10 protein-coding genes are annotated in these 12,209 nt (G+C 68.6%); 8 read left to right on the plus strand and 2 right to left on the minus strand.

Translation table 11 applies throughout. The features are described from left to right. Positions 1-46 precede the first annotated feature (46 nt). The 6 genes from ACZLHH_RS22505 to ACZLHH_RS22530 are packed head-to-tail and all read left to right on the plus strand — an operon-like array spanning position 47 to position 6,799. Complete coding sequence (locus ACZLHH_RS22505) at positions 47-736, plus strand: RDD family protein (protein WP_049400866.1); 690 nt, start codon at positions 47-49, stop codon at positions 734-736. Further along, positions 733-1,725, plus strand: coding sequence for a stage II sporulation protein M (locus ACZLHH_RS22510; protein ID WP_032129115.1), 993 nt, complete (start codon positions 733-735; stop codon positions 1,723-1,725). Before ACZLHH_RS22505 ends, ACZLHH_RS22510 begins: the two co-directional genes overlap by 4 nt. Beyond that, positions 1,715-3,340, plus strand: coding sequence for a DUF4129 domain-containing protein (locus ACZLHH_RS22515; RefSeq protein ID WP_180844641.1), 1,626 nt, complete (start codon positions 1,715-1,717; stop codon positions 3,338-3,340). Before ACZLHH_RS22510 ends, ACZLHH_RS22515 begins: the two co-directional genes overlap by 11 nt. Then, positions 3,337-4,521 carry a DUF4350 domain-containing protein gene (locus tag ACZLHH_RS22520; RefSeq protein WP_180844642.1) on the plus strand — a complete coding sequence of 395 codons (1,185 nt, stop codon included), beginning with the start codon at positions 3,337-3,339 and terminating at the stop codon, positions 4,519-4,521. Before ACZLHH_RS22515 ends, ACZLHH_RS22520 begins: the two co-directional genes overlap by 4 nt. Next, entirely contained in the window at positions 4,518-5,504 is a 987-nt protein-coding gene (locus tag ACZLHH_RS22525) for an AAA family ATPase (protein ID WP_005411535.1), read from the plus strand. The genes ACZLHH_RS22520 and ACZLHH_RS22525 overlap by 4 nt, the downstream gene beginning before the upstream one ends. Beyond that, positions 5,501-6,799 carry a DUF58 domain-containing protein gene (locus tag ACZLHH_RS22530; protein ID WP_180844643.1) on the plus strand — a complete coding sequence of 433 codons (1,299 nt, stop codon included), beginning with the start codon at positions 5,501-5,503 and terminating at the stop codon, positions 6,797-6,799. The genes ACZLHH_RS22525 and ACZLHH_RS22530 overlap by 4 nt, the downstream gene beginning before the upstream one ends. Before the next feature lie 677 nt (positions 6,800-7,476). On the opposite strand, the gene ACZLHH_RS22535 is transcribed toward ACZLHH_RS22530, so the two are convergent. Next, positions 7,477-8,655: a glutathionylspermidine synthase family protein gene (locus ACZLHH_RS22535; protein WP_180844644.1), complete on the minus strand. Its 1,179-nt coding sequence runs from the start codon at positions 8,653-8,655 to the stop codon at positions 7,477-7,479. A 7-nt stretch (positions 8,656-8,662) separates the two neighbouring features. Continuing rightward, positions 8,663-9,235 (minus strand): DUF1190 domain-containing protein, encoded by a 573-nt coding sequence (locus tag ACZLHH_RS22540; protein ID WP_071228542.1) that lies wholly within the window; start codon positions 9,233-9,235, stop codon positions 8,663-8,665. Between the two features lie 312 nt (positions 9,236-9,547). Here ACZLHH_RS22540 and ilvD point away from each other — a divergent pair, with 312 nt between their 5' ends. Then, complete coding sequence (gene ilvD / locus ACZLHH_RS22545; RefSeq protein WP_132810985.1) at positions 9,548-11,386, plus strand: dihydroxy-acid dehydratase; 1,839 nt, start codon at positions 9,548-9,550, stop codon at positions 11,384-11,386. 138 nt (positions 11,387-11,524) lie between these two features. Beyond that, positions 11,525-12,142, plus strand: a complete 618-nt coding sequence (locus tag ACZLHH_RS22550) for a hypothetical protein (protein ID WP_180844645.1) — start codon at positions 11,525-11,527, stop codon at positions 12,140-12,142. The last annotated feature ends 67 nt before the right edge of the window (positions 12,143-12,209 follow it).

Raw genomic sequence — 12,209 nt, forward strand, 5'->3', positions numbered from 1 at the left:
CCCGCCGGAGAGGACTCCGGCGCCCACAACGAAGGCCATCGCGCTGATGGCCGCACCGATGCTCGATACCTACCGCGAGGTGGTGACGCCGGAGGGTGTGCCGCTGCAGTTGCCTGCCGCCGGCCCGGTACCGCGGGCGATGGCCTGGCTGGTCGATCTTGGCGTGCGCATCGCGGCACTGGTGCTGGTGTCCATTCCGCTGGCGCTGCTGGACAAGTTCGGCTCCGGCCTCTACCTGGTGCTGATGTTCCTGGTCTACTGGGCCTACCCGATCGTCTGCGAAGCGTTGTGGGGGCGCACGCTGGGCAAGCGTGCGCTGGGGCTGCGCGTGCTGTCCCGCGATGGCGCGCCGGTAGGCTGGATGGCGGCGATCACCCGCAACCTGCTGCGCACGGTGGACATGCTGCCGTTCGGCTATGCGCTGGGCCTGATCAGCAGCCTGTTCGATCCGCATGGCCGCCGCCTTGGCGACCTGGTGGCGGGCACCGTGGTGGTGCACGCACCCGCGCTGTACCTGCCACCGCCGCCGACCATCGACAGCGTGCTGGCCCCGCCGCAGCCCCTGCGACCAGAGGAACAGGCTGCGTTGATGGCCTTCGCCGAGCGCGCGCCACGGTTGTCGGCGGCGCGCCAGCAGGAGCTGGCCGGTATTGCCGAGCCACTTACCGGCACCCATGGCCAGGTCGGCGTGCTGCGCCTGTATGCGATGGCCAACTGGCTGCTGGGGCGGCGATGAAGCAGGAACAGTTCGTCGCCCGCTACCAGCAGGAATGGCAGGACCTGGAGCAGTGGCTGCTGCTGCGTGCCGGTGCCTCACGCCGCACGCGCCGCAAGGCCAGCGGCCTGGCACTGGACGACACCACCTTCCCGCAGCGCTACCGGCGGCTGTGCCAGCAACTGGCGCTGGCCCGCGAACGCGGCTACAGCCCGCAGCTGGTGCAGCGCCTGCAGCAGCTCATGCAGCAGGGCCACAGCGTGCTGTACCGCACGCCGCCGACGCGCTGGCGGGGTGCCCTGGAGTTCCTGGTGGCCGATTTCCCGCTGCTGGTGCGCAGCCAGGCGCGCAGCATGTGGGTGGCGCTGGCGATGTTCGCGCTGCCGGCGGTGGCCTGCTTCGTGCTGGTGCAGGTCTATCCGGACCTGATCCACATGCTGATGGACAACCGCCAGATCGCCGAGATGGAGCGCATGTACGATCCCGCCGCCGAGCGCCTGGGGCGTGACAGCGGCACCGACTGGATGATGTTCGGCCACTACATCATGAACAACATCAGCATCGCCCTGCGCACCTTCGCCAGCGGGCTGCTGGCTGGGCTGGGCACGCTGCTGGTGCTGTTGTTCAACGGCGTGATCATCGGTTCGGTGGCCGGTCACCTGCAGCACATCGGCCATGGCGACCCGTTCTGGCGCTTCGTGGTCGGCCACGGTGCCTTCGAGCTGACCGCGATCGTGATCGCCGGCGGTGCCGGTCTGCAGCTGGGCATGAAGCTGCTGGCACCGGGCCGGCGCAGCCGCCTGGATGCACTGGTCGAAGGCGGCCGCATCGGCGCACGGCTGTGCCTCGGCGTCGCCTTCATGCTGCTGGTGGCCGCCTTCATCGAAGCCTTCTGGTCCTCGCTTGCCGAAGTACCGGCGTGGGGCAAGTTCAGCGTGGCCGGTGTGTTGTGGGCCGGCGTGCTGCTGTGGCTGTGGCGCGGCGGACGTGGGGGCGGCCATGCGCATTGACCGCCTGGACGTGGCGCTGCGCGCCCGCAGTGGCTGGGAAGCGATGGAGCTGGGCACCGCCCTGTCCCGCCGTCACGCGCGTGCGCTGTGGGGCAGCTGGCTGCTGGCCAGTGCACCGCTGTTCGTGATCTTCAACGCGCTGGGCTGGTGGCTGGATGCCTTCGGCTGGGCCTGGCTGGCGATGTGGTGGTGCAAGCCGCTGTTCGAACGCGCGCCGCTGTACGTGCTGTCGCGCGGCATTTTCGGTGAGCCGGTCGGCACGCTGGCCGCCCTGCGCGCGCAGCGCCACTGGGGCAACACCGGTTTCTGGGGCTACCTGGGCTGGCGCCGCTTCAGCGTGCTGCGCAGCCTGTGCCTGCCGGTGAACCTGCTGGAAGGCAACACACCGGGCCAACGCGGCCCACGCCGTCGTGCGGTGGCAGCCGGCGCAGTGGGCGCGGCACTGGTACTGACGGTGACCTGCCTGGCGTTCGAAGCCGTGTTGGTATCCGGCGCGATCGGTGCGGTGTTCATGTTCATGCCACTGGAGCTGATGTCCGAATCGTGGCGTGCGGCGTGGGACATGATTGGCAAGGACACGCCGGCATGGGCACGGCTGGGCTTCAACCTGGCGTGCTGGCTGGCCTCGGTGCTGATCGGCCCGTTCTTCGTCGGTGCGGGCTTTGGCCTGTACTTGAACCGTCGAACGCAGATGGAAGCCTGGGACGTTGAAATCGCCCTGCGCCGCCTGCGCGAGCGGCTGCTGCCGGCAGCATCGACGCTGGCGCTGCTGCTGTGGCTGGCACTGCCGCTGGTGTCCGCACCGGTGCATGCGCAGGACGCGCAGACGGTCGCGGAGCAGGCAGGCGATGCCGAAGAGGACGAAGACAGTGCGGAAGAACCGGCCACCGCGGCCACCGCGGCCAACGACCCCGCCAATACGCCGGCAATGATCTTCGGTACAGCGCCGGTGGACACCGCCGGTTTCCGTCAGGCAGTGAACCGCGCCTATGAAGACCCGCTGCAGCGCCCGACCCGCCAGGTGACCCGCTGGAAGCCGATCGAGCAGGCCGAGGAAAAAAAGAAGGAAGACAAGCAGCTGCAGCGTGACACCAACAGCAAAGGTGAACGCAAGGCGCGCAAGGACGGCATCGCCTGGCTGGCACGGCTGGCCGAATGGGGCCTGTGGGGCCTGCTCGGCATCCTGCTGCTGGTGCTGCTGCTGACCACGCGGCTGTGGCTGCCGTGGCTGCGTGGCAGTGGCCGGCGCAAGGCCGACGCTGCACCGAAGGTGCTGGAGGAGCAGGTGGAGTTGCCGGTGGTGCTGCCGCCGGACGTGGCCACCCAGGCCGGCCTGCTCTGGGACCAGGGCCGGCCGCGGCAGGCGCTGGCCCTGCTGTACCGCGCCAGCGTGCGCACGGTGGGCGAGCGCAGCGGTATCGCGCTTCCACCCGGTGCCACCGAAGCGCAATGCCTGCGCGCATCGCGACGCATGCCCCAGGCCAGCGACCGTGACCTGTTCGCGCGCATCGTGCGCATGTGGCAGTACGCTGCCTACGGTGGCCGCCTGCCCAGCCGCGCCGATTTCGATGCGTTGGCCGATACCCTGCGCCAGCAGTACGGGTGGCAGGCATGAGTCCGCGCCTGTTCTGGTCGTTGCTGCTGGGCGTGCTGGTGCTGTTCGGCGTACCGCTGACCATCCTCTACCTGCGCACGCACGAACGGGTGACCGAGACGATCCGGCTGCCGCCACAGGGCGAGGCCGCCTACAACCCGCTGTACGTACTCGGCCAGGCCCTGCGCGCCGATGGCATCGACGTGCATTCGCGACCGCGGCTGGAGTTGCAGCAGATGACGCTGGGGCGCCACGACACGGTAGTGCTGCTGCAGGACAGCAGCGAACTGCCGCCGCCCGTCGCCAGCGCACTGCTGGACTGGGTCGACGGGGGTGGCCACCTGCTGGTACGTACGCCGCCGCCGGCCGAGGACGATGCCGGCAGCACGCAGGGCCCCCTGCTGGACCGGCTGGGCGTGGACAGCCTGTTCCAGCGCAGCGACTGCCAGGCCTTCCATGTCGACGACGATCCGGGCCACGTCGAATTCTGTGGTGGCCGCCGCTTCACCCTGGGCTTTGCCGCCAGTGCGCAGGCCGAACGCCGCTGGGGCACTGATCGCGACCTGGTGTTCGCGCGCCTGCGCCACGGCCAGGGCAGAGTGAGCGTGCTGGCCGACATGGAGTTCATGCGCAGCGAAGTGGACTCACCGGCAGCGCGCCTGGCGTCGGCAGGTGGCGGGGCCAGCGACGGCCTGCACGACGCTGCGCATCGCGACCTGACCCGCTACCTGCTCGATCCGAACTATGGCAAGGGTGCGGTCTGGCTGGTCTATGCCAGCCGCCCGCCGTCGCTGTGGTCGCGCATGTTCTATCAGGGCTGGCCGTTGTGGGTGCCGTTGCTGCTGGCCCTGCTGGGTTGGCTTTGGGGCCGCTCGCAGCGCTTCGGCAGCCTGCTGCCGTCGCCGGTTCTGGAACGCCGTTCGCTGCTGGAGCACGTGCGCGCCAGTGGCGAACTGCTGCTGCGCTTCGGTCACGGCATACGCCTGTACGAGGCCGTGCTCGCCCTGTTCCTGCACCGCCTGCGCCTGCGCGCACCGATTGCCGCCGCATTGGATGGTGCGCCGCGCGATCAGGCCATCGCCGAGCTGCTGAAGTGGCCGCAGGGCCGCGTCGCCAGCGCGCTCACGCCCCCACCGCCGCACGATTCCTCCGCCCTGCGCGAGCGCATCCGCTTGCTGCTCCAGATGAGATCCCTGCTATGACCGAAGTCCCCGAGCTGCCGGCGGCCGCCAACGCCCGCCTGATCGAACGCGTCGATGCCATCCGCGATGCCGTCGGCCACGCCTTCATCGGCCAGGCCGATGTGCTGGACCAGATCCTGGTGGCGCTGCTTGCCGGTGGTCACGTGCTGATCGAGGGCGTGCCCGGGCTGGGCAAGACCCTGCTGGTGCGCGCACTGGCACAGGCCCTGGAGCTGGATTACGGGCGTGTACAGTTCACCCCCGACCTGATGCCCAGCGACGTCAGCGGCCACGCGGTGTACGACCCGAAGAGCGAGAGCTTCAAGATCCGCCGCGGCCCGGTGTTCACCAACCTGCTGCTGGCCGACGAGATCAACCGTGCACCCGCCAAGACCCAGTCGGCGCTGCTGGAAGTGATGCAGGAAGGCCAGGTGACCATCGAAGGCAAGGCCTTCACCCTGGCGCCGCCGTTCATGGCGCTGGCCACGCAGAACCCGCTGGAGCAGGAAGGCACCTACCCGCTGCCGGAAGCACAGCTGGACCGCTTCCTGCTGAAGGTGCTGATCGACTACCCGCAGCTGGAGGACGAGAAGCGCATGGTGACCGCGATCACCAGCGGCCGCGCCGCCAGCGATTTCGACCTGAGCCAGGTGCCACGCGTGCTCGGTGCTGGTGAGCTGCTGGAACTGCAGCGCGCCACTGCGGCGATCACCGTCGACGACGAAGTGATCGACTACGCGGTGCGGATTGTGGCGGCCACGAGGCAGTGGCCGGGTATCGCGGTCGGCGCCGGCCCGCGTGGCAGCATCGCGCTGGTGCGTGCCTCGCGTGCACAGGCGGTGCTGGCCGGTCGTGATTTCGTCACTCCGGATGACGTGCGCGACATCGCACGCCCGGCGCTGCGCCACCGCATCGCGCTGGCACCGGAACTGCAGATCGAAGGCCAGGACGCCGACGACGTGCTGGGCGCGCTGCTGGCCAAGGTGGAAGCGCCGCGCCGATGAGGCCGGCCCCGCTGCTGCTGGCGCTGCTGCTGGCCTGGGCTGTCCTGGGCGGGCTGGTGCTGGGCGGGTTGCTGCCGCGCTGGAGCTGGGCGCTGGCGGCGCTGGCGATTGCCGTGCCGGCGCTGGTGGATCTATGGCGCCAGTCGCGGCGTCCGTCGCCGCAGGTGCAGCGCGAACTGCCCGAAGCGCTGGCACTGGGCGTGCGCCGCGAGGCTGCACTGCGACTGCAGGCGGACGCACCGATGACGGTGCAGGTGTTCGACCTGGTGCCCGGTGGCTGGCCGCTGGAAGCGCTGCCGCAGCGCGTGCGCCTGCAGGCCGGCAGTGCCTCCACGTTGCACTACCACCTGCAGCCGTTGCAGCGTGGGCATTTCCGCTTCGAAGGCGTGCACCTGCGCATGCGTTCACCGTGGCGGTTGTGGTGGCAGCAACGCACGCTGCCGCCCGCACTGGACGTGCGGGTCTATCCGAACTTCGTGCCGCTCACCCGCTTCGCATTGTTCAGTGCCGACCAGGCCTCGCGGCTGGTCGGTGCACACGTGAAGCGCCGCCGCGGTGAAGGCACCGACTTCCACCAGATGCGCGAGTACCGCATCGGCGACAGCCTGCGCCAGCTCGACTGGAAGGCCACCGCGCGTGCGCGCAAGCTGATCTCGCGCGAGTACCAGGACGAGAAGAACCAGCAGCTGCTGCTGATGCTCGACAGTGGCCGCCGCATGCTGGCCAGCGAAGGCGGGCTCTCGCACTTCGATCATGCATTGAACGCCTCGCTGGTGGTGGCCTACCTGGCGCTGCGCCAGGGCGATGCCGCCGGCCTGTTCGCCACCGGTGGCGAGCGCCGCTGGGTGGCACCGCAGCGCGGGATGGGCACCGTCGAGCACCTGCTGCGCGCCAGCTACGATCTGCAGCCGCGCGCGGTGGCCACCGACTACCTGGCCGCCGCCACCGAAGTGTCGCTGCGCCAGCGCCGGCGCGCGCTGGTGATGCTGGTCAGCAACGTGCGCGACGAAGACATCGAAGACCTGCTGGCGGCGGTGCGCCTGCTGCAGCAGCGCCATCTGGTATGCGTGGCCAGCCTGCGCGAGCGTGAGCTGGACGGCGTGCTGGACAGCGAAGTGCAGACACTGGAAGACGCCACCCAGGCCGGTGCAGCGGCGCTGTATCTGCAGCAGCGCGCGAAGGCGCATGAGGCGCTGCGCAGCGAGAAGGTGATGGTGCTGGACGTGACCGCCGATGCCCTGCCCGGTGCGCTGGTGGAACGCTACCTGGCGGTGAAGCGCGAAGGGCTGCTCTGATACCAACGATCGCTTTGGTGGATGCCAACAACGGTTGCCGGCCAGCGGCCGGCACTACCCCTGCAACAACCGACGCACCGCTCTGGTAGGTGCCAACCTTGGTTGGCACGAAACCCACGGCGCCGACCAAGGTCGGCATCTACCAACGGCGATTGCCGGCCAGCGGCCGGCACTACCCCTGCAACAACCAACGTATCGCTCTGGTGGGTGCCAACCTTGGTTGGCACGAACCCACTGCGACGACCAAGGTCGGCATCTACCAACGGCGGTTGCCAGCCAGCGGGCGGCACTACCCCTGCAACAACCGACGCACCGCTCTGGTAGGTGCCAACCTTGGTTGGCACGGAATCAACGGCGCCGACCAGGGTCGGCATCTACCAACAACGGTTGCCGGCCAGCGGCCGGCACTACCCCTGCAACAACCAACGTATCGCTCTGGTGGGTGCCAACCTTGGTTGGCACGAACCCACTGCGACGACCAGGGTCGGCATCTACCAACGGCGGTTGCCGGCCAGCGGCCGGCACTACCCCTGCAACAACCGACGCACCGCTCTGGTAGGTGCCAACCTTGGTTGGCACGGAATCAACGGCGCCGACCAAGGTCGGCCTCTACCTACAGGGGTTGTTCTACGACCGGCGTCGGTTGCCCACGCCGGCCCGGTTGCGCCGTACCGTCATCAGACGTAGATCCGCGTCGGCGCCTCATCAACGATCGCGTGCGGCACGAAGCGCGCACTGTCGCGGGTGATCGCGCTGTCGTCTTCGCGGATGCCGATGCCGCAGGCGTGGTCACCCACCACCCAGCTGCCGATCAGCGGGTAGCCGCCTTCGAAGCGGGTCAGCGGATGCGCACGCTGGATGATCGCCGGGCCGTCGTAAGGCCCTTCGCTGCGCTGGGTGCTGCCATCGGCCAGGTGCATCTCGATGTTGGCACCTTCGCGCGAGAACAGCGGCTTGCGCACCCAGCCCGACGCCAGCGTGCTGCCGTCATCGAAATGCGCTTCCAGCAGGTTCGGATGGCCCACGTTGCGCTGCCACAGCAGCGGCAGGATGCCCTTGTTGCTCAGCACCGCCTTCCACGCCGGCTCCAGCAGCTGCACGCCCGAGCCGGGCAGCGCGCGACCGAATTCCTCGGCCATCAGGTCTTCCAGCGGATACAGCTTGAACAGCGTGCCGATCACCGCATCGTCCAGCGCGGTGAAGCGGCCGTCCTCGGACAGGCCAATGTCCTCGATGGCGATGGCCTGGCCATGCAGGCCGGCCTGCGATGCACAGTCGCGCAGATAGTCGACGGTGCCGCGGTCTTCTTCGGAGCTGCCCACGGCACTGAAATACAGCGGCGGCGGCAGCTGCGTGGCCAGTTCGCCGAAACGCTCGACCAGCGTTTCGTGGATCGCGTTGAACTGGTCGGCGTGCTGCGGCAGGCGACCGGCGTTGCGCTGGTCCTCCAGCCACTGCCACTGGAAGAAGCTGGCCTCGAACAGCGAGGTCGGCGTGTCGTAGTTCAGTTCGTACAGCTTGGCCGGGCCGGTACCGTCGTAGGCCAGGTCCAGGCGACCGTACAGATGCGGCTGGCGCTGGCGCCAGCTGTCGGCGATCCAGTCGCGGTAATGCGACGGAATCGCCAGCTGGTCCATCAGGCGTTCGCTGCCGATGACATCGCCGACCAGGTCCAGCGCCATCTGGTGCAGCTCGGCGCTGGGGTCTTCGATGTCCTGCTCGATCTGGCGCAGGGTGAACGCGTAATACGCGCTTTCATCCCAGTACGGCTGGCCGTCGATGGTGTGGAAGCGGAAACCCGCCTCTTCCGCGCGTGCCCGCCACTGGGCACGCTCGGCAATCCGGATACGCTGCATGGGTCGATCAGCCGCCGTAGCTGCCGCTGGTGCTGCGGCGTGCGCTGGTGTTGCCGAAGCCACCACGGCTGGCGGTGACCGCACGGTTCGGTTCGCTGGTGACCGGCGCCAGGCCCGCCTTGCCGGCGCCGATGCCGCTGGCGGTGTTCAGGCCACCGGTACCGCCCGGTGCCGGACGCGCCCAACCAGCGCTCTTGTCCTGGTAGGCCGGCGACGCCGCCGGCGCCTGCGGCGCGAGGCCGCCGCGGTTGCTCAGCATCTGCGACATGAAGAAGCCCATCATCATCGGGCCGATGAACGAGGTACCGGCCGAGGTGTGCTGCTGCACGCACTGTTCCGGCTTGTAGTCCTTCTCGCAGGCTTCCTTGCTGGCGTACTTCGGCGCCGCATCGGCGGCCTGCTTCTGCGCTTCGGCGAACGCATTGCGGCACGACGAGGGATCGCCGGTGGCCTCGGTGCAGGCCTCCACCGAGGTGTACAGGCCTTCCTGCACCTTCACCTCCGGCTCCTTCTGGCAGGCGGTGAACAGCAGCGGTGCGGCGCTCATCAGCAGCAGCGCGGTGGTGCGGGAACGTTTCATGGCCTCATGCCCTGTCGACGGATCAATGCCCCAATGATGCCAAATCCGGACCAGCAACCGGAATCGGCAAAGTCCGAAAGATGAACGGACTTTCATTTTCGTCGGGCATTGGGGTCAGAGCCCATCGCGCCGCGATGGGATCCGACCCCGGGCGGCGCACCGCTCTGGCAGGTGCCAACCTTGGTTGGCACACACGGCACGGCGCCGACCAAGGTCGGCATCTACCGAAAACGGGTGGTTGCAGCAGCAACCGAAAAAATTGGCCATGATCGGGCGACCCCCACGTTGTACGGCCCGCCCGTTCCGCCAGCCATGCCTGAATACCGCTCCCGCACCTCCACTGCCGGCCGCAACATGGCCGGCGCCCGCGCCCTGTGGCGTGCCACCGGCATGAAGGACGGCGACTTCCACAAGCCGATCATCGCCATCGCCAACTCCTTCACCCAGTTCGTGCCCGGCCACGTGCACCTGAAGGACCTCGGCCAGCTGGTCGCGCGCGAGATCGAGCAGGTCGGCGGCGTCGCCAAGGAATTCAACACCATCGCCGTGGACGATGGCATCGCGATGGGCCACGACGGCATGCTGTATTCGCTGCCCAGCCGCGAGATCATCGCCGACGCCGTGGAGTACATGGTCAACGCGCACTGCGCCGACGCGCTGGTGTGCATCAGCAACTGCGACAAGATCACCCCCGGCATGCTGATGGCCGCGCTGCGCCTCAACATCCCGGTGGTGTTCGTCTCCGGCGGGCCGATGGAAGCGGGCAAGACCAAGCTGTCCGAGCACAAGCTGGACCTGGTCGATGCGATGGTGGTGGCCGCCGATGACAGCGCCTCCGACGAGAAGGTGGCGGCGTTCGAGCGCAGCGCCTGCCCCACCTGCGGCTCCTGCTCGGGCATGTTCACCGCCAACTCAATGAACTGCCTGACCGAAGCACTGGGCCTGTCGCTGCCGGGCAATGGCACCACGCTGGCAACCCATGCCGACCGCGAGGCGCTGTTCCGCCGTGCCGGCCGCCTGATCGTCGAGCTCTGCCACCGCTGGTATGGCGGCGAAGACCCGAGCGCACTACCGCGCGGCATCGCCACCCAGGCCGCGTTCGCCAACGCGATGACCCTGGACATCGCAATGGGCGGATCGACCAATACCATCCTGCACCTGCTGGCCGCAGCGCAGGAAGCCGAAGTGGACTTCGACCTGATCCACATCGATGCGCTGTCACGGCGCGTGCCGCAGCTGTGCAAGGTGGCGCCGAACACGCCGAAGTACCACATCGAGGACGTGCACCGCGCCGGCGGCGTGTTCGGCATCCTCGGTGAACTGGACCGCGCCGGCCTGCTCGAAACCACGGTGCCGACCGTGCACAGCGCCAGCCTGGCCGAAGCACTGGAACGCTGGGACGTGGTGCGCAGTGACAACGACACCCTGCATACCTTCTTCAAGGCTGGCCCGGCCGGCATCCCCACCCAGGAAGCCTTCAGCCAGGCCACGCGCTGGCCGACGCTGGACGTAGACCGCGCCGAGGGCTGCATCCGCTCGCTGCAGCACGCGTATTCGCTGGAAGGCGGGCTGGCCGTGCTGCGCGGCAACCTGGCCATCGACGGCTGCGTGGTGAAGACCGCCGGTGTGGACGAGTCGATCCATGTGTTCGAAGGCCCCGCGCGCGTCTACGAAAGCCAGGACGCCGCCGTCGCCGGCATCCTCGCTGACGAGGTGCAGCCGGGCGAGGTGGTGGTCATCCGCTACGAAGGCCCGAAGGGCGGCCCCGGCATGCAGGAGATGCTGTACCCGACCAGCTATCTGAAATCGAAGGGGCTGGGCAAGCAATGTGCGCTGCTCACCGATGGCCGCTTTTCCGGCGGAACCTCGGGCCTGTCGATCGGCCACGTCTCGCCGGAAGCCGCCAGCGGCGGTGTCATCGGCCTGGTGGAAAACGGCGACCGCATCCGCATCGACATCCCGGCGCGCCGCATCGACCTGCTGCTGGATGAGGCCACGCTGGCCCAGCGCCGCGCCGACGCCGATGCCCGCGGCTGGAAGCCGCGCGCACCCCGCCCGCGCAAGGTCACCAGCGCGCTGAAGGCTTACGCGCTGCTGGCCACCAGTGCCGACAAGGGCGCCGTACGCAACACCGCGCTGCTCGGCGATTGATCCCCGTGCGGTAGTGCCGGCCGCTGGCCGGCATCTGCACTGCGACGCCCCCCATCAATGAGGTTGCCGGCCAGCGGCCGGCGCTACCGCTCCTGATCCGTTATGGTGGTCCAGGAAGTCACCAACACGGAGGTTGAGATGATGTTGCTTTCCTTTGCGCTGGCCGCTGCCATGGGCACGTCAGCAGAACCGTCCAAAGCCCCCGACTGCAGCTACGACCGTGCCGCGATGCTGGCGATGGAACCTGGCCGATTCGATCAGGACCTGGCAGGTGGCTGGCGCACGCTGGCCGACCGTGGCTGTACCCGCGAAGCGGCCGACCTGCTGTCCGCCTACGGCGCTCTGCCCAAGGCAGAAGGCAACGTCATCATCACCTGGCACGAGGGCCAGCTGCGCGCGGAGCTGGGGCAGACCGCGCAGGCGATCACGCTGATGGAACGCAGCCACAAACCCGTGAACGCGGGCGACCCGGGTTACTGGAATGCCTACGTGGACGGCATGGTCGCGTTCCTGCGCCAGGACCGCGGCGCCCTGGAAAAGGCTCGTGCGAGGCTGGTCGCGATACCGACGCCCACCGCGATGGCGGAGAACATCAAGGACGGTCGCTACCACTTCACCACCGAGGGCGGGCAGCAGGTGCAGATGCCGTGGCCACCGAACCTGGATGTGCTTGATGGGCTACTGCGCTGCTTCGGCAAACCCTACACGGAGGCTTATGGGCCAGGCTGCCGGACGCCTGAAACAGCCACCCGGTAACCACCAAGCGGCTGTCCGATCGTCAGCCCGTGCGGTAGTGCCGGCTGCTGGCCGGCATCTGTACAGT

The sequence above is a fragment of the Stenotrophomonas sp. 28608_Sma genome (assembly GCF_056486185.1).

Bases quoted from the DNA above. Each gene is read 5' to 3' on its own strand.
- ACZLHH_RS22505 (WP_049400866.1), top strand. From the start codon at position 47: ATGGCCGCACCGATGCTCGATACCTACCGCGAGGTGGTGACGCCGGAG.
- ACZLHH_RS22510 (WP_032129115.1), top strand. From the start codon at position 733: ATGAAGCAGGAACAGTTCGTCGCCCGCTACCAGCAGGAATGGCAGGAC.
- ACZLHH_RS22515 (WP_180844641.1), top strand. From the start codon at position 1,715: ATGCGCATTGACCGCCTGGACGTGGCGCTGCGCGCCCGCAGTGGCTGG.
- ACZLHH_RS22520 (WP_180844642.1), top strand. From the start codon at position 3,337: ATGAGTCCGCGCCTGTTCTGGTCGTTGCTGCTGGGCGTGCTGGTGCTG.
- ACZLHH_RS22525 (WP_005411535.1), top strand. From the start codon at position 4,518: ATGACCGAAGTCCCCGAGCTGCCGGCGGCCGCCAACGCCCGCCTGATC.
- ACZLHH_RS22530 (WP_180844643.1), top strand. From the start codon at position 5,501: ATGAGGCCGGCCCCGCTGCTGCTGGCGCTGCTGCTGGCCTGGGCTGTC.
- ACZLHH_RS22535 (WP_180844644.1), bottom strand. From the start codon at position 8,655: ATGCAGCGTATCCGGATTGCCGAGCGTGCCCAGTGGCGGGCACGCGCG.
- ACZLHH_RS22540 (WP_071228542.1), bottom strand. From the start codon at position 9,235: ATGAAACGTTCCCGCACCACCGCGCTGCTGCTGATGAGCGCCGCACCG.
- ilvD (WP_132810985.1), top strand. From the start codon at position 9,548: ATGCCTGAATACCGCTCCCGCACCTCCACTGCCGGCCGCAACATGGCC.
- ACZLHH_RS22550 (WP_180844645.1), top strand. From the start codon at position 11,525: ATGATGTTGCTTTCCTTTGCGCTGGCCGCTGCCATGGGCACGTCAGCA.